Source organism: Shewanella abyssi, assembly GCF_023284025.1.
Classification (GTDB): domain Bacteria; phylum Pseudomonadota; class Gammaproteobacteria; order Enterobacterales; family Shewanellaceae; genus Shewanella; species Shewanella abyssi.
The window spans coordinates 70,799-94,521 of record NZ_JAKIKR010000002.1 but is presented as its reverse complement, the minus strand read 5'-3'; the positions used below and the strand labels follow the sequence as shown (position 1 = coordinate 94,521).

Genomic DNA, 23,723 nt, shown 5'->3' with positions numbered 1-23,723 from the left:
AAGCCCTCTCCACTGTTCGCAGGAAAAGCCTTAACTGGAGATCGGTATATGGAAAAAGTGTGCTTTGGCATGATGGGTTGATAAGTTCTGTTTTAGCTATTTGTTCCGTTGAAGGCGGCAACCTTTAACGACTAGATCAAAAAAAGGAGATAGAGTCTCCTTTTGGGTTTAGGCAAATAGTTTACCACAAGCTTGGTCTTTAAAAGCGGGGAATTAATTTTGGCCTTATAAATACTTTTCTAAGTTCTGAACAATAGTGTCTTGTTATAACGATTTGTTAAACTCTATAAACTGACCAGCAAGTACATGTGGTTGAACAGTGAAAAATGCTTGCCAACGAGCGTCACCGTTACCAAACAATGATTCACAAAATAATACAGCAACCTCGTTGAATTCATTTGAGTCAGGTGAAATGCTAATACCTAAATCTTGCATGCATTCTAAAATACGAACAAAGTGATGCCTTTCATAACGAGTTGCTTTTCTCGTAACATTGATGGTTCTAAAAAATGCTTTATGTGAGCCTAATAAATTCACAGTTAAAAGCCATTCAGCATTATTTATTAGAGTTTTACTGAACATTGAGATCTCATTTCGTTATTAAGCCTAAGTATTAGCAACTTAATAACGTTCTTAGTTGCCCGCCTATCTGGGTTTAAGCTAGCATCAGTAAGCTGTTGTTGTAAACGGTTTATTTTGCCAAATAAGTACCCATAAACGACCTAGTTTGAAGAATCAACCTCCCCCGTTGGAAATTTCGCTGTTTAAATTTCGCCGGGGCGCTGAAGGATTGACTCTTATGAAATCAACAGCGGGGACTTGCGCTTTACCCTTGGCTCGACTCTGTAATGACAAGAATGGGCGAAGCACCACGACGTTGATATTGATATTGATTTTATCTTAAACTTCAAACGATGCATCAGTGGTTCCAATGGCCTGCGGCCAGCGTATGTGCAGACATGCCTGAGACTCACTGCAAGCACATCTGATCGCCACGGATGGTGGAAATGCCAAATTCTGTCTGGAATAGAATTGGCCTTGTGAGTTCAACTAAAATATCTGATCTCCAAGGAAGGAGGGAATGCCAAATTATGTCGGGAATATAATTGGCCCTGTTTTCGACGGCCTCAGCCATATCTACACTGGGTTTGAAAAGCGGTATCACTAACACCAAAGTTCCCATTTATTGAATTTCACTCTGACCCAGCGAGCTCCCTCTTTCGCTTATCCAACATTAAACACCACTCATGAACCTAAACACTCGTAACGCTAATTCAAACCAATAAAAGTTAACTAAACTAAACAAATCAATACCATTAGACTTTATTGCCTGCAGATCTCTGCATTCTCTTCCCCAGCCATACACCTAGTCCCAGCGGCGCAAAAAAGACCACCAACAAGAACAACACAAAATAGAGTATGAGACTCTTGAGTGTTTTAGTGATCTCTTCAAAAACAACTTTAACGGTTTGCTCAGAGATTTGCTCTAAATCAACCGCCGCTGCAGCACGCTCTCTGCTCACCATGGCTTCTAATGCAATACGCTCATTTTTAACCATCAGCTCCAGCGCTTGTCGCTCAACTGAAAGTTGGCTCAGTTTGTCATCGGTTGCTGCACTTAATTGCGTCAACAATGGCGTTAACTCTCTGCGCATATCTATGGCCAATGCCTGCATCATCTCAGGGCTTTGTGCCATCAGCTGTTGAAATTTGGCAGAAGTATCACTAATACTCACCAAGGTGGCTTGTACTTCGTCGGCGTTAATATTGGAATGCAGCGCATAAAGCTCGGCTTTCCAGCCCAATATTTTTGGCATCTGCTCGGCGATCATCGCCATTCGGTCAGAGATATCACTCATCACCTCAGGCACGGTACCAAAGGTCGTTACCGCATCAAACTCACTCAGTTCATTGTACTCAAGCCAATCAGTAAAGGCCGATTGGCGGGCAAATGACATATCTTTAATGGGGTGCTTGGCGACATACTGCGTAACGAAACCCTGGTTCTTTTGGAAACTTGCAACGCCAAAGTTTTTAATGGTGCGTTCAAACTGAGTTCTCAGATGATTACTGACATCAATAGCGGTTTGCTGCTGCTCACCAAACACATTTTTCCCTGCGCCAAATTCAAAGAACTGCGCCATCTGTGCGGTAAATACCCAGGTATCAACCATGGCAGCAGTGGGGGACGCTTGGAATATGGTGTGTTGCAGATTCTGCTCGGCGTTAATTTTCCACATCAAAGAGTTCGACTTAATCGGCACGCTATCGCTGTTTCGCTCTATCAAATCGGCGGTACTTTCCACCTGGCTATAAAAAACCGTACTAAAATCGCGGCTAAAAACACGCATATTCAGCTGATCTTTAGGCAAGGGTTCAATGCCGCTTTCTAGCTTGATCTCTACCAGGGAGCACCCTGCAAGCAACACACTAGCAACAACGACAAAGCTAAAGCGAAACATCGCTCTCATAAAGCCTCCATTAAAATGCAACATACTGAATAATATCAACTAAAAATGTAATTAAACTCGAATTTTAGCATTCGTTACCAGCGACTCCTACAACTAAAAATCATTACATTTTTGTTCACCGCGATAGATGACTCTATCCCGTCAGAGCCAAATTATCAGGATAAGTAAAAACAACCAGTAACCGATAACCTTGTCACTAAATTCTAGCTAACTTATGCCCATTCCATTAAATAGTTGTTCATTCAATGGAAATGAGAGTCACTGTAGCTAACTGAATGGGGTGGGTATATTTTTCGTGCCATTGGTATTACACTTCGACGCAAATTCAAACAGGTGCACAATAAAATGCAATCACCCTGCGTGGCTCGCTGTGGGCTAAATGAAGACGATTACTGTATGGGGTGCTATCGCCATATTGACGAGATAGTCGGTTGGGCTAACGCTAGTGAGGATAGAAAAGCACAGGTTTGGGCCAAGCTCGAACAACGCAAAACTGAAATGGTCGATGGTGAGAATAGTGCCATTTTAAGCCGAGCAAAATGGTTAGAAGCGGAAGCGAGATTAGCAGGCACTGATAGCAGTTCAGCATAAAGTATAAAAACCGCTAATAGCGGCTTTTCATATTGTATCGATTTTGAATAACGTCGATTATTTTTTTAACATGCTTTTGAGATCAGCGAATGGATTGTAGGTTGCGGCATCGACTTTAGTTTCAGTGGTTGCGCCGTATTGAATCAACTCTTCAAACTTTGAATGTTCATTGTCATGGCAATACAGACAGAGTAATTCCCAATTTGAGCCATCGGATGGATTGTTGTCATGATTATGATCACAGTGATGCACTGTTAGCTCACGTAGATTGGCATTATTGAACTCACGGGTACAACGACCACAAACCCAAGGGTATAGCTTTAGCGCTTGTTCTCGGTAACCGGTTTCGCGTTTAGCCTTGTAGTTCCGAGCTTCTGCTAACACTTTATCTAATTTACTTTGCCCTGGTGTTGCCATGTTGGTAGATCTCGTTTCGGTTTAATGACTCAATTAGGCTCAATACTAACACTGAAATAGATCCGCTGTAACTGAGTTAGATGTGCATTCGGCCGATACTGGCTTCGCAGTCAAGCTCGTTACAGCAAAATGCAATAAAAACTGCAAAATTAGAAGTCCAGATCTCTCTCCATCTCTTCATAGGAGACATGGCGCACATCTTTACCTTTGACGTAATAGATAATGTATTCACAGATGTTCTGACAACGATCGCCGACACGCTCTACTGCGCGCGCCGCCCAAAGTACGTCTAACACTTCAGGAATAGAGCGCGGATCAGCCATCATATAGGTCATCAACTGACGGATAATACCTTCGTACTCTTGGTCTAGCTTGGCATCTTCTTTGTGCAATTCTAGCGCCACGTCGGCGTCCATACGGGCTAGTGCGTCGAGCGTGGCATGTAGGGTGCGGGTCGCATGACGGCCCATATTTTCGATGCTCACCAGTAATGGCTGTTGATTCTTAGAGCGTTTATCCAAAGCTGCTTTGGCGATCTTTACGCAAGCATCGCCAATTCGCTCTAAATCGGTAATGGTTTTTGATATCGCCAATACAAGACGTAAATCACTGGCAGCGGGTTGACGCTTAGCAATGATACGGGTGCACTCTTCGTCAATGGCCACTTCCATGCCATTCACTTTATGGTCGCCTTCAATCACTTTTTGAGCCAGCTCGGAATCAAGGGCCGCTAATGCATCAAGAGACTGCTCTAGTTGACGCTCAACCAGGCCGCCCATGATCAATACACGGTTACGAATATCATCCAGTTCAGCGTTAAACTGACCTGAGATATGTTTATTTAAGTTCATGTTTTCCATTGCAATAAACCTCTATCAGTTCAATTTAGCCGTAACGACCGGTAATGTAATCTTCGGTCTTTTTCTTACGCGGCGTGGTAAATATGGTGTTGGTGTCAGCATATTCAACCAGCTCACCCATATACATGAAGGCGGTTTGATCTGACACTCGCGCAGCCTGCTGCATGTTATGCGTCACAATCACCACGGTATATTTGGATTTAAGCTCATTAATTAACTCTTCAATCGTCAAGGTTGAGATTGGGTCCAGTGCCGATGTGGGTTCATCAAGCAGTAACACTTCAGGCTCAATAGCGATAGCACGAGCGATAACTAAACGCTGTTGCTGTCCGCCAGAGAGGCCAAAGGCATTGTCATGCAATCTGTCTTTAACTTCGTCCCAAATCGCAGCGCCGCGCAACGAGCTCTCAGCGGCATCATCAAGATCGCGACGATTGTTAACGCCTTGAAGGCGTAATCCATACACCACATTCTCATAAATTGATTTAGGGAATGGGTTTGGACGTTGGAATACCATACCCACATTACGACGCAATGCGGCGACATCGACTTTTTTGTCGTAGATGTTCTGCCCGTGCAGCAATATTTCGCCACTGGTATGGCAGTTATCAATTAAGTCATTCATGCGGTTGATGCAACGCAATAGGGTTGATTTACCGCAACCACTTGGGCCAATAAAAGCCGTGACCTTTTTCTTAGGGATATGCATAGACACATCAAACAGTGCCTGTTTATTGCCATATTTAAGGTTTAGGTTACGGATCTCTAGCGCCGTGTCTTCTTTACTTAAGTTCTCTAGGTCTAGCATTTCAGTCTTCATTACCGATTGATCTATTGAAATCATGTTATTTCCTATCACTTAGGATAATCGTCAATTAATGCTCAAGCGAACGATATTTTTCGCGTAAGTGGTTTCGTACACCAATGGCGGTTAAATTTAATGCCACGATCACCGAGACCAAAAGGAAGGAAGTCGCGTATACCAAGGGGCGCGCAGCTTCTACGTTAGGGCTTTGGAAACCAACATCATAGATGTGGAAACCTAGGTGCATGAACTTTCGTTCTAAATGCACAAATGGGAAATTCAAGTCGACAGGCAGTGTTGGCGCAAGTTTTACCACCCCCACCAACATCAAGGGAGCAACCTCACCTGCGGCGCGTGCCACCGCCAAAATCAATCCCGTCATAATGGCAGGACTGGCCATTGGAACAACAATGCGCCACAAGGTTTCCGCCTTCGTCGCGCCCAGCGCCAAACTACCTTGACGCACCGAACTAGGGATCCGGCTCAAGCCTTCCTCTGTCGATACAATCACGACAGGCAACGTTAAGATGGCTAAGGTTAATGCTGACCAGAGAACGCCTGGCGAACCAAAGGTGGGCGCAGGTAGGGCTTCTGGGTAAAACAGTTGGTCAATAGAGCCACCAAACATGTAAACAAAGAACCCTAAACCAAACACACCGTAGACGATTGATGGCACACCCGCTAAGTTAATCACCGCGATGCGGATCATCTTAGTCACCGGACCTTTCTTGGCGTACTCGTGTAGGTAAATGGCCGCGACCACCCCAAATGGCGTCACAATCACCGCCATCAGCATCACCATAAACACGGTACCAAAAATCGCCGGAAATACCCCGCCTTCGGTATTCGCTTCTCGTGGATCATCACTGACAAACTTACCAATACCGATAAACCAATGCCCTATCCTGCCTAACGTGGTGAGACGGTTAGCGTAGGTGACATCTAAAATCGTATCGAGTTTAAGCGTAACCTCTTCACCGCGCATGTCGCGAATGATAACAAAGTCTCGGCCAGCTTCTGTTTTAAGGGCAAAGAACTCTTTCTCAACAACTTGATACTCAGCATCTAATGTCAGGCGTTGCGCTTCAATGTCAGCTTTTCGAGTCTGGGTCAGTGCATTATCCAACTCATATCGGCGAGCCTCTAAACGCAGGTTCTCTAGCTCATAGTTGATAGTACCGATATCACCTTTTTGAATCTCGAGTGCGCGGTCATTTAACGCCACCGCTCGTTCGATATGTTCAGCAAAAGCAGTTTCAATGTTATCTGGCGTTAAGCGCTTACCATCCTCGATGATCCCGACTGGATATCCGTAAAAATCACCGTTTTTGCTACGCTCAATGACCGCAATATCATTGGGCTTAGAGCGCGAAATAATGTTGGTCTCCATCACCCAGCGAAAATCTAAGTCAACAAACTCACGGTTACCGGTTTTAATCAGGTAACGTGTCACAGTGTCGCCAACGTCTGCATCGAAGGTATGACCTGCAGACAATAGACGCTCAATGGGCACCTCTTCTCTATCGTATATTTCACCGATTATGGTAGAACGTTGGTTATTGTGATCCGTTATCTGCCACTGATAGATATCAGCCGGCCAGAAGTAACTTAAACCACGCCATGCGATAAGCAAAAGTAATCCAAGTACCGCAATTAAACACACGCTCACAGCGCCACTGGTCATCCAAATCCACGGAGAGCCAGATTTAAACCACTTACCCATTTGCTATACCTCTTACGGCGACAGGCGAAATATTATTAATCATCTTAATATCCATATATATCTCTACTTTTAACATTACAGTGAGCTATAGCGTTCACGTAGGCGTTGTCTAACAACTTCTGCAATGGTGTTGAAGAAGAACGTAAAGATAAACAGTACAAAAGCAGCAAGGAACAGCACCCTGTAATGGGAGCTACCAATGGCAGATTCCGGCATCTCAACAGCAATGTTGGCTGCCAGCGTTCTCATCCCTTCGAAAACACTCCACTCCATAATCGCCGTGTTACCGGTTGCCATTAACACAATCATGGTTTCGCCTACAGCGCGACCTAACCCCATCATTACGGCAGAGAAGATCCCTGGACTTGCTGTTAACAAAACCACTCGTGTTAAGGTCTGCCATGTGGTTGCACCCAGTGCCAAACTGCCGTTTGACAGATGACGTGGTACCGAGAACACCGCATCTTCAGCAATGGAGAAGATAGTCGGAATAACCGCAAAGCCCATGGCTATCCCCACAACTAACGCATTACGTTGGTCAAAGGTGATGCCTAACTCATTAGTAATAAACATACGAGTATCACCACCAAAGAACGCTGTTTCTAAACCTGGGCTAATCGCAAAAGAGAACCAACCGATAAAGAGGATCACCGGGATTAACATAATCTCTTGGTAGGTATCGGGCAGGCGTTGCTTCCACTTAGCGGGCAGTTTATGCCATGCAAATGCGCTAGACAGTATCGAGGTGGGTAGCAATATGAGCAGGGTAATAATGCCAGGCAGATTCTCTTCAATCAGCGGCGCGAGCCAAAGACCCGCTAAGAAACCCAGAATAACCGTCGGTAAGGCTTCCATTATCTCAATCGTTGGCTTAACCACTGCGCGTACTTTTGGTGACATGAAATACGCCGTGTATATCGCCCCCGCAATAGCCAATGGAGTGGCAAATAGCATCGCGTAAAAAGCCGCTTTCATGGTACCAAACGCCAATGGCATTAGGCTTAGTTTTGCTTCAAAGTCATCTGAACCTGACGTTGACTGCCACACATATTTAGGTTCTGGGTAGCCTTCGTACCACACCTTACTCCACATCGCACTCCAGGATATTTCAGGGTGAGTATTGGATACACTAAACAGGTTTAGCTTACCGCCAGCCTCAACAATCAACGCGTTAGAACGTGGACTAAAGCCGACAGTACCGGGGTTTTTAAGGTCAAATTTTTCGGAGAAAAGCTCACGCTGACTGGTGGTATAGAGCAGGCTTAGGTTGCCCTTGTCGGTAATGGTAACAAAGCTCTTACGATAAAACTCAGAGGCGACACTCTTAATACCCGCTTTGTTTTCAAAGTCGCGGATCTCTTGATATTGACGTCCTTGCTCACCGTTTACCTGAAAGTATTGCTGAACTAAGCCACTGTCGTAGCTGACCAACAAAGAGCTAGCACCGGCTAACAAACTCACATTGGTTACCTTGGCTTTAGCACGCCCAAGTTCAAGCACTTGTCGTAAACTCACGGCTTCAGCGTCACGAATATCATAAACAAACAGTTTGTTATCTGAACTCAAAATCAATTGACGGTGATCCGGCGTCATTATTTGTTGTTGAACGTTGACTGGCGCATCAGGAATAGTGCCTTTATACGACACCCACTCAACCTCCTCGGTCATCATGTTCTCTTCGCCTTCCTGACGAGAGATACGCCATATTTTGTCATCACCCTGATAAACAAAGCTCATTTTGTCACTGCTGACATCAAATGCTAAATGGTTAAGTGCATGACCGTCAGCATCCACAGTCAGTGGCGCATTGCCATTCAAGAATCCAAGCTTAGGCGTGATAAGGCGTTTGTTATCTGGGTAGGTAACCACGAACTCCACAGCGGCAATAATCACTTGACCATTACTTAATCCTAATGCAAAGCGTTGCTCATTTGGTATTGCAGCCGAGCTACTGACAATATTTGCGCCTGCTGGCGTATTAATCTGCTCCGTTCTTAAAAGTTGTGATGTTTGCGTATCAAAAAAATCCACTTTACCTAGCTGTGATACTCGATACATGATCTCATTTTGCTCATCACTGCCGACCATTAACGCGGGCTGAGTATCATGATATTGGGCACTCGAAACAGCCGTTACCTCCACGCTATCAAATAGAGGCTTAATGACATAAAGTAGATAAAAGAAGATCAGTAGCAACGCCACAAATACCATGGTTCCACCAATGGTGACACCTATTTGGGCTGCTTTGTCCATGATTGCTCTGCGCGATGTACCATTGTTTATCAATAGGTTTTTTGCAGCAGGTCCAGGCTGAGATACCTGAGTTTCCATTAAGAACCTCGATTATTAAAAAGCCAGTAAAATAAACTGGGATTGCATCAACGACTATGTTAACTGTAGTGTTACCAAATAAGCACTACGTTGACATATTCTAATGTGATGCATTATATGACGCAAAAATGACACTAGTGTTACAGCGGTTAACTTAATAATTAATGGAGCTATATCAATATGTTGAGATACTTAGTTACGTTACAAGCGATGGACCGCGAAGGTTTAGTAGAGCAAATAGCCCAAGCAGTAAGCCATCACGGCGGAAATTGGTTAGATTCTGAGCTGCGCCATATCGATGGTATATTTGCTGCGATCTTACTATTAGAGGTGCCTTCAGCTCAATGGGACGCACTTATTGAAACCTTAGAGTGTCTAGAAGGTGTTGCGCTAACCTACGCCAAAACAAAAAAAGTAGCCAACAAAGATATCCACCTTAGTTATTCACTGGTTGCTTACGACAGACCTGGATTAGTCCACGAAATATCGAACAAAATTAGTGCGCTAGGGATCAACATTGAGCATATGAGCACTCGATATGAAAGTGCAAGTCATAGCGGTATAGCACTGTTTAGAGCAGAGTTTGATTTGGGCCTTAAAGATGCCAGCCATGAGGATAAATTGACCGAAGCGTTGTATGCCATTGGTGATGATGTGGTGCTAGATAAAGTAACTGCTTAGTTTAACCAACCTGTTTTCGTTCAATTGACACTGATTTAAGTGAGCTACTATTTGGCTCACTTTGCTGAACGTTAATAACCTTTTAGGCGCTACAAAAAACAACGGCTAACCGCACTGTAAAACAGCTAATGCTCTTTCCCATAATCTTGATAATCCCAACAGGTACTCTGGCTGCTGCTCAATGATTGCGCCGGGATCTGTAATGCTAACCATTAACTTATTTAACGCAATGATATTGGCATTATCTCGCTGCTGCATTAACTGATATTGATTGCTCGGCTCTACTTGCACAGGCAGATAGCTTTGCCATGTTTCCGCAGGCATAGAAACAGGTGATGGAAACCAGTAGACGGGACCTGCAGTTTCACAGAGCAACAAGTTACCATGGGGGAATGTGGCGCTGAAACGATGATTGAGCAGTGTTGCACTACCATCATCATGTTCCGATGCAAAGTTCTGGCATAAGATAGACACTGAAAATTCAGGTCCCGTTAACTGCAGTGTTTCAAATAATCCCCGACTCTTAGCGGCTTGAGTCGCTGGGACTAGTTCAATATTCGACAGTGAGCCTAAGGCTCTGCCTAACAAGTCGAGTCCTGAGTATAAGGTGCGTAAATTGACATTGAGGTCAAAATGCAAACAAGCGGCTTGCTGGGTAGCAACAGAGATAGCTTGGTAAAAGGCTTGGGGCGCATTAAGATCTGCAAAATGTGCATTAACATGAAACCGGCAACCTTTTTGCGCAGCTAAACTAAGGGCGTATCGGACAAACTCTTCCCCTACAGGGTGCTCACACAAAACATGAATGCCTTGATTGAGGCAATGTATCGTCAAGTTTTGCCCCGCTTCACCTGACACAGCAATACAGGCGATATCAATACTGCCTGTTGGGATCTGCTCTATTTGAGTAAAGTGTGCTACCTGAAACTGCGCCGCATATTCCATCGAGCGTTTGCTTCCAGTAGACAATATGCCCGCTAAGTTTAGGTTTTGCGGCTGTGTTGCCAATGCGCGAATATAAGTCGCGCCATAGTTAGTACCACATACCAGTACATTCATCTGTTCGTCCTTGATGTAAAAAAGTGTTTTCGTTGCGAGCTTCTCATTACAAACTCGCACATCGTTGCTGCTCGCTACGCGATCGGGTGGGGATCCATATTGACCACTTTACTCCCTAGTAACAGCTTCAAGCGCGGATTATCGATTCGTTTAAATTGCTCGCCAAAATGGATCGGCTGCATATGCTTGCCCACCGCTCTGGCGACTCTAAAGGGGCTCAAAGCCACATCTGGAGAGGTCACATCGACAATGGCAACCTTTACATCGGCATCGAGTAACCGTTGATTTAAATCGGCCGAGTCTTTGACCACTGGATAGCCCCACTGCTCTATATTAATTGCCTGCTCGGCAGGTTGGCGCATAAAGTCGAAAGCTGAGCGCTTTGCTAATTTAAAATAATAGGCCGCGTGATCCTCAAGGCTTTGCACCTCGGTCACATGTTGTGGCACTTTGGCGCCAGTTCTCATCAGGTGACATAGATACGGCATCACATGTCCCTGCTCTAGCAGTGCTTTTTTCATCGCCACTTGAATATCGCCATGGCAAGCAAGGGCTACCGACACCGCAGGTGTGCGCAGTCCATCGCCAAAGGCTAAGCAAACAACCGTAGGAACATGAACCCCCACATCCAGCAGATAAAGCTCCAATGTCACGCCCGTTGCTGACAGTTCATCGAGCATAACTCGCATCTTGCCGTTATTGACGGCATCAAGCTTCAGTCGTTGGCATGGATGCTTGGCGTACCAAGTTAACATCATGGCATCACGCTCAATAAGCTCGTAAGTCGCTCTGATGGCGGCGTCGTCGTTATCTTGCCCTGCCGCTAATCCGTTTGAAGACACTTGACTGAACTGCTCTTCATAGGGGCTGCTGAAGTTGAAATAGCTGACTAAAGAGGGAACCCATACCGGCTCTTGCCCACCTAAATAGACACCTTTGCTCCAATGGATTTTGCGTTTTTTATTCCAGCGCGAAAATGGAAATTGCGCCGAGTGATACTGCTTTTTTGAGTACAGCACCAAGTCATTGGGATCGAGGTAATCTCCTGTTAGCTGACTAATCGATGCATAGTGACAATCTTCAAGGCGATATCTTGCCGCTGAGTAGCGCTCAATGGCCTCACCGATGGCGCTTATGTGGGCAGAGACACCATCAAGACCTTTACCTGATCCTACTTGCCCTACTGCGCGAGGATCATACTGCCCAGAGGTAAAATTGGATACGCTGGCTGAGGCGGTAACCGGAAAGTCTGGTAACTGCGGTGAATGGCCGCTTAACTGGCGAATGATGCCGGTTTTGCTATCGACCCAACCTTCGAATAGCTGGTTGACATCATCAATGGTATTAGCTCGGTTCAGCGGGTTAGTCAGTTCAATTTGATGTGCAGAGACTGCGCTCATTGCGCCAACTTGCATCGCTGCATGTTGTAACTGCTGCTCTTTAACGAGCGACGTATGGGCTGCAGCTAAGTTATGATCATAACCGCATACCTTACACCAAGGCACTGGGATAATTTTATGAGATTCAGCCTGACTGGTCACCAGGTTTTGCACATTCACCTTACCCACCAGATCGGTTTGAATGTAGCCAGATAATAGCTTTATCACTTCCATCGTAAGTTGATGCCCCGTAAGTGCAGCCATCGAGGTGAGCATGCTGCGCGCTCGACTTGTTTGTTGGCTATTGTTAGCACTCTTGTCTAACTCGTGCGCTAAATCAGGGACTTGCTCTGTGCCCAATCGGCGTAAACGTAGGCAGTTCCAACATGCATCGATAGCACTCGTTGCATGGGTTAGATTAACCGCAGGGCCTATCCAAGACTCTAACCCGTCTAAACTGCCATAGAGCGCAGGTAGATCATGGTGCTGCAGTGTTTTAGATATTTGGTAGAGCCAATGTTTAGCCTCCTTACTGAGCGTAACAACCACCAGTTCCCAGTCCAATTCATCGGCTAAATCGATTCCATGACTCCCTTTGGTGAGTGATTGCGTGGTGACTTTGCACCAAGGGCTTTGCTGCGCAATGGCCTCTTTCAAAACGTCAGCGCGGGGCAGTCCAAGACTTTGCTGACCAAAGGCCCGGTGACAAAGAATATCGTCGGCGGTGACAACATCATTATCGATAATATGAATATGGCCAACCCCTGAAGACGCTAACTCATCAACCATTTTCACTGACCAAGGCTCCAGCCCAATCACTAATATTTTCTTATCGTTTAATGCATTTTCAGCTGTTGCTTTGTTAGACCAGGCATTCATAAAGCGCTGATGCATTGCCCATGGTGGCGCAAAGCGGTTATCGGCTTCCATCTCCTCCAACAACCCATTTTTCTTAAGTAGAGCTATAACGGCGCGCACACTGCTTTCGCTATAATCAGGCAGTTTTTCACACACTTCTTGCTCTGTATTATCACCCTGCAATAGCGGCACAACAGTGATGACAAAGTCACTGACACCTTTACCATGCAGCTGAAAATCGCCTAGATCTGATTGCAATAAGACACCATGAAAATTTGGTGTAATGGTGGCAGCTGGTGATAGCAAAAGAGTATTCATCTTATATTCCTTTAATCCAAACAACCCTAGCACTTCGCTAGAATTGTTTGCTTTTCCATAATTAAACCAAGTTAACTAGTCGCACTCAATAAACAAAACGTTACCGGCGAACTCGCACACTGATATCCAGTGTCACAAGGACTACAGGTGACACATTGCAGATTTGATGTCGGCTGACACTGTACACAGTAACTTACTGGACTCGGCGCACACGTTACGCACTGTAACGTGGGTTGGCAGGTCAAACATTGCAGGCCTGTTGCGCACGGCGTGGGCTGACACTGGGCGCAATAAGCAACTGGGCTTGGTGAGCAGGTGACACATTGCACTGTCGGCTGACAGGGTACGCAATAGTAGCAAGGTGCGCATTGCACGTTCGGCTGGCATGGTGCGCATAGCTCAACAGGCCCAGCGGAACAGGTCACGCACTGTGCTGTGGGCTGACAGGGTACGCAATAGTAGCAAGGTGCACACTGCAGGTTCGGCTGGCATGGTGCACATAGCTCAACAGGCCCAGCGGAACAGGTCACGCACTGTGCTGTTGGCTGGCAAGGCGCACAATAGTAGACCGGGCCAGGAACACAGGGTACACATTGCAGATTGGGCTGACAGGGTGAACATAGCACTGTCGGCTGACAAGGCTGGCAATAATAAACTGGCCCAGGTGCACAGGTGACGCACTTAACACTAGGTTGGCAGGTGATGCAGCAATAAGCCGCACTTTGATCGCATTGAGCACAGAAGCTCACGCTGCAGGGTGCGCAAAAATTGATAATACAGGGTAGGCAATTATCACACTTACGCACAGATTGACCACTGTCGCACACCACACATTCAGCTGCGGCGCAGACTAAGCATTTATCTGCCGAGGCTTGGTTACTACATTGAACTTCCAACTCTTTTACTTTGGACGTTAATTCCGTCACCTGAAGCTGAAGTTCCTTTATCGTTTTCTCACTCATTTTTCATTCCTTGAAGCTAAGTCAATAGCGTAGAAATTGCTAACAGATGGTCCCAAAAAATATTTCGAGACAGTTGAACGCCTCAAGCCCTCCATAGCTCTAGCTGTGACGGCTCAAGAACGCTGTTTGAATCGAGGATAGACAGCCTCCTCGAACTCAAATTAGTGTTCGATCTTTAATGACAGTAAATGGATTAAAAATCGCTCTGCAAAGTACTACTGAACTTTGGTTAATGTGTTTGCGGTAATATGGGGGAACTTATATTTTTTGCCGCCGATGGGCAGGTCCAAGGTGATATCTTGCGTATATTGCAGTTGCAGCTGACCGGTTGATAACTGCTCTAGCCAGTAGGTAGTACTAAACGCCGAGACATCTGAATGCTTCTTCATAAATGGCGTGTTGGCGATGGCACCTTTGTTACAGCTGTCTACCGTGAGTGTTGTGGTATTGCTCACTTGCACGCCTTTAGCAGCCAGTTCCAACAGTGCTACATTCAAGACGGCATTCGGGTTGATATTAGGGTTTTTTGCATCATCGACACCATAGGCAACATTGAAAGCTTTTGGTGCATCAAGTGGTAAACAATTGGCCACAGGGATCTTTGGCGCACCAAATATTTTACTCGCTCCTCCCAGTGCCAAGATGGAGTTACCATGGGGCACCGATACTTGCTTAACAATTGCGGTGAGTGGATTTTGGGCTGGGATAGGATTCGGTGCCGGCGGAGTGGGAATAAAGGGCCGAGTATTAAGGGAGTTTTGTCCCTGAGGAGCGGTGACTTGATGTAACCAAGACCCATTCTCTGCATGGACTAACTCATCAGCCTGAGGACCATCGGCGAAAAAAACTCTTTGCTCATAAAACAGGGTGTAAGCATCTTGTTCGTACTCTCCGCTTCGATTAGCCACCTTACCTTGTATTGCGCTAAAGGTAATAACTTCATAATAACTGTGGTTTTTTAAAATAAAACCATTGGGAGCTGTCACCTGAGGGATAGGCATCACATTAAAGCCGCTAAAGCGTTGGCTAACCCACGTACCAATCAAGCCTGCCAACGGGCCCAGTTTAGCCAATATGTCTGGCTTGGTATCACCACCACCAGGCGCAAGCAGTGGAATATCATAATCGGGGACAAAAGGTGACTGCACTGGCGTATTAACAGCACATAGACGAGTCGAAGGGTTTGAATCATTGCACCTAGTAATAGGACAACCAAGCGGTGCACTCTCCGGTACAGCTTGCTCGGCAACAGGGCATTGCTTCTCTAGTTCGGCAACTACCGATGTTAGTTGCTGCACACTCATGTCTAACTGTTCTAAATCTGGTTTTGCGTTCATTGTCATTGCTCCATGCTTTTACAATTGACCAAATCAAGGCTTCCATGCCCAGCCATAAAGGCATCAAACACCATTGAAATGGGGGTATTGAAAAGCTAACACAGCAGATCCAGCATAAAAATAGCACTTTATGAGGATAATCAGTCCATAAAAAAGGAGTGAAAAAACACGATGAAAATCGAGTCAAGTACATCAATGGCAAAATAAATGATCACGAAAATTATGTTGCAGCAGCCATGTGAGCTGAACATAACAACAGTGCGATATGCAGGGTAAGGTTAACGTAAGGTTTAGGTAAGGTTTACTGAAGAGAGGCAGTGATCGCAGTGGCGATCACTCTAACACCAAAGACCTATAAAGTGCTTATATTTGTCATCACAAATAGCGGTTCTAACGGCCTGCCAATGCACTAGCTGGCGGAGTTTGACTTGCTTTCCAAGCTGGATAAAGGGTAGCGATTAAGCTCATTAAAAAAGCGAGAGAAACGACAGTAATGACATCATTAGCCACTAGTTGTGATGGTAGAAAGTCAATAAAATAGACATCCGCTGAAAGCAGTTGAACACCTAATATAGATTCAATTCCTTTGGCGATATCACTTAAGTTAAGCGCTATGGTGACTCCAAAAATAGAGCCGATGAAGCAGCCTAAAATGCCATTGAGTGCGCCTTGTACAATAAAGATTAGCATCACTGACATCTTTTTCATGCCCATGGTTAACAAGATAGCGATTTCCGACTGTTTATCACGTACCGCCATCACCAACGTTGATACAATATTAAAACAAGCCACTGCGATAACTAAAGCCAATACAAGATACATCACCATTCTGACGAGTTGTATATCTTGGTATAAATGACCCTGAGTGCGAGTCCAGTCAGATATATAAACATATTGTTTTTGGCTAAAGCCAAGATCACGGATCAACATTGGCGCCTCGAAAACATTGTTAACCTTAATACGTACGCCGGAAACGCCTTGCTCTAATTTCAACAGTTTGGCCGCATACGCCATAGGCACATAGGCGGTGGTTGTATCGAGCTCACCCCCGAGTTCAAAAATCCCGGAAACTACAAATCGGTGACTCTTAGCGGCAGCTATTTTATTTTTAGACTGGCTATTCTTATTAGGCATATACAGGCTAATTGATTGACCAACTTCAACCCCTAGGTTATTCGCCAACCCCTTACCGAGCACAATATTATTCTGTTCAGCACCTTGCAAACTTTGCCAGCTCTGCTCAGACATAAAGTCGCGGATATTTGAGACTTTTGCCTCTTGCGCCACATCAATGCCAAGCACCGTTAATCCTTGAAAGCCGCCCGGCTTTTGCACCAGACCTTGCATCCGTACAAAAGGCGCCGCAGCAACAATACCAGGGACCTTATCAGCATCCGCGACGATCAACTGCCAATCATGTATAGGCTCATTAACGCCGACTAATTCACCGTGAGAAACCACGCCTAAGAGTCGCTGTTCTAGCTCCTTTTCAAAGCCATTCATCGCTGATAAAACGATAATCAGCACCGCGACACCCAGTGCAATACCAGCAGTAGAGGCAAACGAAATAAAGTTAATAAAACGGTTTGACTGACGGGCTAAATAAAAACGCCAACCAATCCGCATCGCTAACAAACTTTTCATCCAGCCAGCTCCTCAGCATTGACCAAGTAACCATCTTTCATGTGTAGCTGCCGATCCATTCTTGCTGCAAGCTGTTGATCATGGGTCACAACAACAAATGCTGTACCTAATTGCGCGGCGAGTTCAGTGATCAGTTCGTAAACGGCCTCGCCACTGTTGGCGTCAAGATTGCCCGTTGGCTCATCAGCTAGTACCAATTTAGGATCGTTAATCAAAGCTCTAGCGATAGCCACACGCTGGCGCTCTCCACCCGACAGCTCCGCGGGAGTGTGTGCCAGACGGTGCCCTAACCCGACTCGCTCAAGTAAAGCGGTGGCCTTACTTTCTACCTCTTTGCGTTTTTTACCCTGTATCAAGGCTGGCATAGACACATTTTCCAATGCAGTAAACTCAGGGAGAAGATGATGAAATTGGTAGATAAAACCAATATTACGGTTACGCACTTGTGCTTGGCGTTTACTCGACAATTGATAGAGATCTTCATCGAGCATGGTCACATTGCCACTCGTTGGCTTATCAAGTGTGCCCATAATATGCAGCAATGTGCTTTTACCTGAGCCAGAGCTACCGACAATGGCAAGTTGCTCGCCCTTGTAAACTTCTAAATCGACACTATGCAGCACCTGAGTTTCAACCGAACCATCGTTGTAACGTTTACTCACATTGCTGACTTTTAGCAATAGTTCTGAATTCATTATTAACTCACTATTCATGTCTAAGGGTGCTCGCTGGCTGAACATTTGCAGCTCTCAAAGCGGGGTAAATGGTGGCTAATAGAGTGATGACAAGCGTGCCGACAACTATCCAGCTCAGTTGGTTAAATTCGAGTTGTACCGGCAAGTTTTGACCTGCACCAAGAATAGAGATCCCTAATACATTAGTGATCTCGTTTAAATTTATGGTCAATAATATCCCAGTAGCAACACCCGATATCAAACCAATAATAGCATTGAGCGAACCTTGGATCATAAAGATCCCCATCACATCTGCCGTCGTTAAGCCTTGGGTTTTTAACACGGCAACGTCAGTGGTTTTATCGACAACCATCATCACCAGTGCCGATACGATATTAAATGCGGCAACCGCAATAATAAGGCTGAGCATTAATGACATCATGTTCTTTTCCATCTTAACGGCGCCAAAAAGGTGCCCATAAGTGTCACGCCAATCCGTGGTGGTCACTTGGTTCGGAAAATAATCCACCACGCTCGGCGCAATTGTTGCTGCATTAAAGGGATCATCAAGATAAACCCGCAGTTGCTTCACTTCACCCGCTTTTTGCCGCATTAGGCGCTGCGCATCGTCATGGTGGATATAAGCGACGCTAGCATCGACTTGTGAGCCCATTTCAAACACGCCAGCCACGGTGAACTTACGTTGACTTGGAACCGGACCAAATGGCGTATAAACCACACCATCGCCACTAAGGACGCGAATTTTGTTACCGACAACCACATCAAGGTTACGCGCTAACTCTGCGCCCAGTATGATTTGATACTTTCCAGGGTTCAGCGCATCGAAATTACCTGAATAAGTATTGCGCGTAAGGCTAAGCAGGCTTTTCTCTTGCTCTGGGTATACGCCATAAATTTGCGCAGCGCCGATATTCGAGGGCGATTGTAACATCGCTTGAGTCGACACACTCGGCGTTACCCCTTGCACACCTTTTAAGGCCGACAAATGAGTAACATCTTGCTGCCAGTTTTCTAACGGCACAGAAGAGTGAATAGTAAGCTGTGGCACAGCGCCCAAAATACGCTCTTTAAGCTGCCCTTCAAGGCCATTCATCACCGAGCTGACAACAATCAGAGCTGCCACTCCGAGCAAAATACCTGACACAGAAAAAATAGTAATAAAAGATGCAAACGCATTGGCTTTTCTTGCGCGCCAATAACGGTAACCAATATAGAAAGATAATGAAAAATTCATTAAAAAGCCCAAATAAAGTCAAACCAATTCTGATGCTAATAAAGATACAATTTAGGACACTGTAAACGCGACTAAATCTAACCAATACTACTCAGCAATACTCTATTAATTAATAAAGCAAAGACATTTACGCCTCTAACCTTGCTAAATCATAAAGATGCGCACGATAATAGGGGTATTAGCCCCCTAAAGACAAGAGGCAAAACCATTGTTAAATGACTCTAGCGCCTATTTTAGTATTAATCATCCATTTGATGTCTATCTACAAGCTTGGGACAACGGCCAGTCGCTCCCGTCTGTAGCGCAATTGAGTTTTATGTTACCTCCGAGCTTGCAGCTTATTAGTGACATAAAAGTGCTCGAATCAGATTGCCTGTTGCAACTGCGCCACCTTGATGATGACGCCAAAACTGTTGTTGAATTTTTGAAACTCCAATCTCGTAAAATTGACATGGTGTTGCAGCACATCATCGCCAAAGAGGAGTATGAAGGTCATCATTATATCGGCAGCCATTTTGGCGGAAGTTCCATAAGATTAACGGCCAATGAAGCGATAACTGTGGGTAGCCAGTTTAAAGTTAACGTCAATATTAAAGAGGAGTTAGTCGCGCTACTCTGTTTTGCGACCGTGCAAAGCTGTTCGTTAATCTCCAATGAAATTGATGATACGCCCCAGGCCTTCAGCATTGAATTAGCGTTTAGTGTCATTCAAGATGCTGACGTAGAGCAATTAGTAAAAGCAAGCTTAAGCCTACAGCAGAAACAACTAAAATTACGAAAGTTAGCCCCGTAATCTAAAACCAGTTTTAACTGGCCAGAGCGAGCCCAAGCCACTACAATGCCAAGCAACTTTGCTGTTATTGGACTCGTATCCTCGCCCTTAATGAATGCTTTTTCTGTATTGACTCCACCAGCAGTCAAGAGTGCTAAATTAGCACAAACGCTGTGTACTCTTGGTGGCGCTGCCCAAGCGCTTACTATCGCTAATATTGCTAAGCAACATCCAGGTGTGACACTTGTGGTGACTGCTGATACTCCTAGTGCCATAGCGCTAGAGTCTGAGCTTGGCTATTTGCTTAGTGAAGCATCGATAGCAATATGGCTATTTCCAGACAGGGAAACCCTTCCCTATGACAGCTTCTCTCCTCATCAAGATTTAGTCTCGCAACGTCTTGAAGCGCTGTCGAGGATCCCTCAGGCGCAGCAAAGCGTTGTCATAGTGCCGATCACCACACTCATGGTTAAACTGCCTCCAAAATCCTTCTTAAGTGGTAATGTGCTTATTTTGGAGAAAGGTGATAACTATCAGCTGCATGATGTTAGAGAGCAATTGATCAATACCGGCTACCATAGTGTTGAGCAAGTATACGAACACGGTGAGTTTGCCGTCCGCGGTTCAATCATCGACATCTTCCCAATGGGATCAAACCAGCCATTTCGGATTGAGCTATTTGATGATGAAGTGGAGTCTATTCGACATTTCGATCCAGAAACTCAACGCTCTAGCCACGAGATCCCCTCGATTCGACTGCTTCCGGCTAAAGAGTTTCCCACTGATGATGCCGCGATCGAAGGCTTTAGACAGCGTTACCGTCGCCGGTTTGAGATTTTAGTCAATGAACCTGGCTCTATTTATCAGATGGTCAGTAAAAAAACCATGCCCGCAGGAATAGAAAATTATCTGCCGCTGTTTTTTGATGACACGGCCACCCTGTTTGATTATTTGCCTGAGAAAACACAATTAGTCACTGTTGGTGATATTGAGGCTGCGACCCAAGCTCATCTACATGAAGTGGAAACTCGCTATGAAGATAGACGAGTCGATCCACTGCGACCTTTATTGAGCCCGCAAGAGCTGTACCTTTTGACGGAGCAGATCTTTAGCGCCTTTAAAGTGTTGCCAAGATTTCAATTAAAAACGCCGCCCTATACTGGCACAGCAATCGAAGCAAAAGCGCTAAAACTACCTGATCTAGCCGCAAATCATAAACTGAAACAGCCACTCACGCTGCTAGAAGAGTATGCAGGCCTAGGCGACAGGTTATTATTCAGCGCCGAATCTGAAGGTCGCCGTGAAGCACTTGTTGAACTGCTCAGTAAGATAAAGCTCAAGCCTACGCTATTTAGTCACTTTAACGAATTTGCAGCCAGTAAAACCAAACTCGGACTGATTGTCTCGCCGCTGTCTCAAGGGTGTGTCATTGAGAAAAAAACCGGTGGTAAGTTCAGCCTGATTTGCGAAACCGAACTGTTTGGTCAACGCATTTCACAGCGCCGCCGCCGAGATAAACAACGTCAGATCAGCAGTGATGCATTGGTTAAAAACCTTGCCGAGCTAAAAGTAGGCCAGCCGATAGTCCATCTTGAACACGGTATCGCGCGTTATCAAGGCCTTGAAACACTTGATACTGGTGGTCTTGTGGCAGAATATTTGATCCTAGAGTATTCCGGCGGTGACAAACTCTACGTGCCAGTGTCCTCTTTACACCTCATTAGCCGCTACAGTGTCGGGCCCGATGAAGAGGCAAACCTTAACAAGCTGGGCAACGAAAGCTGGGCAAAAGCGAAACGCAAAGCCATTGAGAAAATTCGTGACGTTGCCGCTGAGCTGTTAGATGTATATGCACGTAGGCAATCAAGGCCGGGTGACGCTTGTCATATTGACCAAGAGGAGTATGCACAATTTGTCGGCAGCTTCCCGTTTGAAGAAACCGTTGACCAAGAAACGGCGATAGCAGCAGTACTAGAAGATATGCGCACCCCCAGGGCAATGGACAGATTAGTCTGTGGTGACGTTGGTTTTGGTAAAACGGAAGTCGCCATGCGCGCTGCATTTGTGGCCGTTAATGACGGCAAACAAGTGGCAATTTTAGTGCCAACAACGCTACTTGCACAGCAACATTTCGAGAATTTTCAAGACCGTTTTGCTGATTGGCCGTTTAAAATAGAAGTGATGTCACGCTTCAAAACAGCCAAAGAACAAACCCAAGTGATGAAAGACTTAACCAATGGCAAAGTGGATATAGTTATAGGTACCCATAAGTTGTTGCAGTCTGAGGCAAAATTTGAAAACTTAGGCTTACTGGTTATCGATGAAGAGCACCGTTTTGGGGTTAGGCAAAAAGAAAAGATTAAGGCACTGCGTGCCAATGTCGATATCCTGACATTAACCGCAACCCCTATTCCGCGCACCTTGAATATGGCCATGTCCGGAATGCGTGACTTGTCAATTATCGCCACACCACCGGCTAAGCGTTTGGCCGTAAAAACCTTTATCCGTGAATATGATGAAGCCTTAATTAGAGAAGCACTGCTGCGAGAGATTTTACGTGGTGGTCAAGTCTATTTTTTACATAATAACGTTGAAACTATTGAAAAAAGAGCAGCAGAGATACGCGAGTTACTCCCCGAAGCTCGGGTTGTTACCGCCCATGGACAGATGCGCGAACGCGAACTTGAACGAGTCATGTCCGACTTTTATCATCAGCGCTTTAATGTATTAGTCTGTACCACCATTATTGAAACCGGTATTGATGTGCCCTCAGCAAACACCATTGTAATTGAACGGGCTGACAAGTTTGGTTTAGCGCAGCTGCATCAATTACGAGGCCGTGTTGGCCGCTCTCATCACCAAGCCTATGCATATATGATGACCCCGCATCCAAAGAGCATGACAAAAGATGCGCGCAAGCGATTAGAAGCCATTGGGGCTTTAGAGGATCTCGGCGCAGGTTTTATGTTGGCAACTCAGGATTTAGAGATCCGTGGCGCGGGAGAGTTACTTGGCGACGAACAAAGTGGTCACATTTCCAAGATTGGTTTTACCCTTTATATGGAGATGCTTGAAGAGGCCGTTAAATTACTAAAAGACGGTAAAGAACTTTCACTCGATCAGATGCTACGTCAACAAAGTGAAATTGATTTGCGGATCCCTGCCCTGTTGCCAGAAGACTATGTCAGTGATGTTAATATGCGACTTTCGCTATATAAACGCATCGCTAACTGTAAAACAGAAAAAGCGCTCAACGAGCTAAAAGTGGAATTTATTGACCGCTTCGGTATGCTGCCTGAGCCCACTAAAAACTTAATGGCACTCACTCTCTATAAACACCTTGCCACCCAGCTGGGTCTTCGAAAAATCGAAATGCACGCAAAAGGTGGTAGCATAGAATTTGGCGAAAATAATAAAGTGGAGCCCACCTTTATTATTGGTTTGTTACAGAACCAGCCGCAAATTTATCGAATGGATGGCCCCAATAAGCTAAAATTTAGCATGCCATCTGAATCAGCCAAAGACAGGCTAGCGCTCATCAAACTGTTAATTGAACAGTTGTCTCAACATCGCATTGGAGAGTAAT

At 45.4% G+C, this 23,723-nt stretch carries 18 protein-coding genes; 4 read left to right on the top strand and 14 right to left on the bottom strand.

Annotated elements, in window-relative coordinates; genetic code table 11:
* Nucleotides 1-264: 264 nt before the first annotated feature.
* Nucleotides 265-582, bottom strand: coding sequence for a hypothetical protein (locus L2755_RS01890; protein WP_248979057.1), 318 nt, complete (start codon nucleotides 580-582; stop codon nucleotides 265-267).
* 734 nt (nucleotides 583-1,316) lie between these two features.
* On the bottom strand, nucleotides 1,317-2,471 hold the full coding sequence (locus L2755_RS01885) for a chemotaxis protein (protein WP_248979056.1): 1,155 nt from the start codon (nucleotides 2,469-2,471) through the stop codon (nucleotides 1,317-1,319).
* Nucleotides 2,472-2,816: 345 nt separating this feature from the next.
* Here L2755_RS01885 and L2755_RS01880 point away from each other — a divergent pair, with 345 nt between their 5' ends.
* The gene (locus L2755_RS01880) at nucleotides 2,817-3,062 is read left to right on the top strand and encodes a DUF1289 domain-containing protein (protein ID WP_248979055.1); all 246 of its coding nucleotides are present in this window, start codon (nucleotides 2,817-2,819) and stop codon (nucleotides 3,060-3,062) included.
* Nucleotides 3,063-3,119: 57 nt separating this feature from the next.
* Here the strand turns inward: L2755_RS01880 and L2755_RS01875 are convergent, their stop codons facing one another.
* The 5 genes from L2755_RS01875 to L2755_RS01855 form a co-directional block, all read right to left on the bottom strand.
* Nucleotides 3,120-3,479 (bottom strand): YajD family HNH nuclease, encoded by a 360-nt coding sequence (locus tag L2755_RS01875; protein ID WP_248979054.1) that lies wholly within the window; start codon nucleotides 3,477-3,479, stop codon nucleotides 3,120-3,122.
* A gap of 149 nt (nucleotides 3,480-3,628) precedes the next feature.
* Nucleotides 3,629-4,339, bottom strand: coding sequence for a phosphate signaling complex protein PhoU (gene phoU, locus L2755_RS01870; RefSeq protein ID WP_248979053.1), 711 nt, complete (start codon nucleotides 4,337-4,339; stop codon nucleotides 3,629-3,631).
* Nucleotides 4,340-4,364: 25 nt separating this feature from the next.
* Nucleotides 4,365-5,183, bottom strand: a complete 819-nt coding sequence (gene pstB / locus L2755_RS01865; protein WP_248979052.1) for a phosphate ABC transporter ATP-binding protein PstB — start codon at nucleotides 5,181-5,183, stop codon at nucleotides 4,365-4,367.
* A gap of 31 nt (nucleotides 5,184-5,214) precedes the next feature.
* On the bottom strand, nucleotides 5,215-6,867 hold the full coding sequence (gene pstA / locus L2755_RS01860) for a phosphate ABC transporter permease PstA (protein WP_248979051.1): 1,653 nt from the start codon (nucleotides 6,865-6,867) through the stop codon (nucleotides 5,215-5,217).
* Nucleotides 6,868-6,942: 75 nt separating this feature from the next.
* Nucleotides 6,943-9,198 (bottom strand): ABC transporter permease subunit, encoded by a 2,256-nt coding sequence (locus L2755_RS01855; RefSeq protein WP_248979050.1) that lies wholly within the window; start codon nucleotides 9,196-9,198, stop codon nucleotides 6,943-6,945.
* Nucleotides 9,199-9,378: 180 nt separating this feature from the next.
* Here L2755_RS01855 and L2755_RS01850 point away from each other — a divergent pair, with 180 nt between their 5' ends.
* Complete coding sequence (locus L2755_RS01850; protein WP_248979049.1) at nucleotides 9,379-9,879, top strand: glycine cleavage system transcriptional repressor; 501 nt, start codon at nucleotides 9,379-9,381, stop codon at nucleotides 9,877-9,879.
* Nucleotides 9,880-9,984: 105 nt separating this feature from the next.
* Here the strand turns inward: L2755_RS01850 and L2755_RS01845 are convergent, their stop codons facing one another.
* From L2755_RS01845 to L2755_RS01815, 7 genes are all read right to left on the bottom strand, one after another.
* On the bottom strand, nucleotides 9,985-10,938 hold the full coding sequence (locus L2755_RS01845) for a Gfo/Idh/MocA family oxidoreductase (RefSeq protein ID WP_248979048.1): 954 nt from the start codon (nucleotides 10,936-10,938) through the stop codon (nucleotides 9,985-9,987).
* A gap of 74 nt (nucleotides 10,939-11,012) precedes the next feature.
* Nucleotides 11,013-13,493: a TOMM precursor leader peptide-binding protein gene (locus L2755_RS01840; protein ID WP_248979047.1), complete on the bottom strand. Its 2,481-nt coding sequence runs from the start codon at nucleotides 13,491-13,493 to the stop codon at nucleotides 11,013-11,015.
* 141 nt (nucleotides 13,494-13,634) lie between these two features.
* Nucleotides 13,635-13,889, bottom strand: coding sequence for a hypothetical protein (locus L2755_RS01835; RefSeq protein ID WP_248979046.1), 255 nt, complete (start codon nucleotides 13,887-13,889; stop codon nucleotides 13,635-13,637).
* Between the two features lie 781 nt (nucleotides 13,890-14,670).
* Nucleotides 14,671-15,792 (bottom strand): heme-binding protein, encoded by a 1,122-nt coding sequence (locus L2755_RS01830; RefSeq protein WP_248979045.1) that lies wholly within the window; start codon nucleotides 15,790-15,792, stop codon nucleotides 14,671-14,673.
* Nucleotides 15,793-16,182: 390 nt separating this feature from the next.
* On the bottom strand, nucleotides 16,183-17,436 hold the full coding sequence (gene lolE / locus L2755_RS01825) for a lipoprotein-releasing ABC transporter permease subunit LolE (RefSeq protein WP_248979044.1): 1,254 nt from the start codon (nucleotides 17,434-17,436) through the stop codon (nucleotides 16,183-16,185).
* A complete protein-coding gene (gene lolD / locus L2755_RS01820) occupies nucleotides 17,433-18,131 on the bottom strand; it encodes a lipoprotein-releasing ABC transporter ATP-binding protein LolD (RefSeq protein WP_248979043.1) in 699 nt (232 codons plus the stop codon). The genes lolE and lolD overlap by 4 nt, the downstream gene beginning before the upstream one ends.
* Nucleotides 18,132-18,141: 10 nt before the next feature.
* A complete protein-coding gene (locus tag L2755_RS01815; RefSeq protein ID WP_248979042.1) occupies nucleotides 18,142-19,365 on the bottom strand; it encodes a lipoprotein-releasing ABC transporter permease subunit in 1,224 nt (407 codons plus the stop codon).
* Nucleotides 19,366-19,573: 208 nt separating this feature from the next.
* Here L2755_RS01815 and L2755_RS01810 point away from each other — a divergent pair, with 208 nt between their 5' ends.
* Nucleotides 19,574-20,158: a hypothetical protein gene (locus L2755_RS01810; protein WP_248979041.1), complete on the top strand. Its 585-nt coding sequence runs from the start codon at nucleotides 19,574-19,576 to the stop codon at nucleotides 20,156-20,158.
* 90 nt (nucleotides 20,159-20,248) lie between these two features.
* On the top strand, nucleotides 20,249-23,722 hold the full coding sequence (gene mfd, locus L2755_RS01805) for a transcription-repair coupling factor (RefSeq protein WP_248979142.1): 3,474 nt from the start codon (nucleotides 20,249-20,251) through the stop codon (nucleotides 23,720-23,722).
* Nucleotide 23,723 lies beyond the last annotated feature (1 nt).

Coding starts and splice junctions, on each gene's coding strand:
- L2755_RS01890 (WP_248979057.1), bottom strand. CDS start 582: ATGTTCAGTAAAACTCTAATAAATAATGCTGAATGGCTTTTAACTGTG.
- L2755_RS01885 (WP_248979056.1), bottom strand. CDS start 2,471: ATGAGAGCGATGTTTCGCTTTAGCTTTGTCGTTGTTGCTAGTGTGTTG.
- L2755_RS01880 (WP_248979055.1), top strand. CDS start 2,817: ATGCAATCACCCTGCGTGGCTCGCTGTGGGCTAAATGAAGACGATTAC.
- L2755_RS01875 (WP_248979054.1), bottom strand. CDS start 3,479: ATGGCAACACCAGGGCAAAGTAAATTAGATAAAGTGTTAGCAGAAGCT.
- phoU (WP_248979053.1), bottom strand. CDS start 4,339: ATGGAAAACATGAACTTAAATAAACATATCTCAGGTCAGTTTAACGCT.
- pstB (WP_248979052.1), bottom strand. CDS start 5,183: ATGATTTCAATAGATCAATCGGTAATGAAGACTGAAATGCTAGACCTA.
- pstA (WP_248979051.1), bottom strand. CDS start 6,867: ATGGGTAAGTGGTTTAAATCTGGCTCTCCGTGGATTTGGATGACCAGT.
- L2755_RS01855 (WP_248979050.1), bottom strand. CDS start 9,198: ATGGAAACTCAGGTATCTCAGCCTGGACCTGCTGCAAAAAACCTATTG.
- L2755_RS01850 (WP_248979049.1), top strand. CDS start 9,379: ATGTTGAGATACTTAGTTACGTTACAAGCGATGGACCGCGAAGGTTTA.
- L2755_RS01845 (WP_248979048.1), bottom strand. CDS start 10,938: ATGAATGTACTGGTATGTGGTACTAACTATGGCGCGACTTATATTCGC.
- L2755_RS01840 (WP_248979047.1), bottom strand. CDS start 13,493: ATGAATACTCTTTTGCTATCACCAGCTGCCACCATTACACCAAATTTT.
- L2755_RS01835 (WP_248979046.1), bottom strand. CDS start 13,889: ATGCGCACCATGCCAGCCGAACGTGCAATGCGCACCTTGCTACTATTG.
- L2755_RS01830 (WP_248979045.1), bottom strand. CDS start 15,792: ATGAACGCAAAACCAGATTTAGAACAGTTAGACATGAGTGTGCAGCAA.
- lolE (WP_248979044.1), bottom strand. CDS start 17,436: ATGAAAAGTTTGTTAGCGATGCGGATTGGTTGGCGTTTTTATTTAGCC.
- lolD (WP_248979043.1), bottom strand. CDS start 18,131: ATGAATTCAGAACTATTGCTAAAAGTCAGCAATGTGAGTAAACGTTAC.
- L2755_RS01815 (WP_248979042.1), bottom strand. CDS start 19,365: ATGAATTTTTCATTATCTTTCTATATTGGTTACCGTTATTGGCGCGCA.
- mfd (WP_248979142.1), top strand. CDS start 20,249: ATGAATGCTTTTTCTGTATTGACTCCACCAGCAGTCAAGAGTGCTAAA.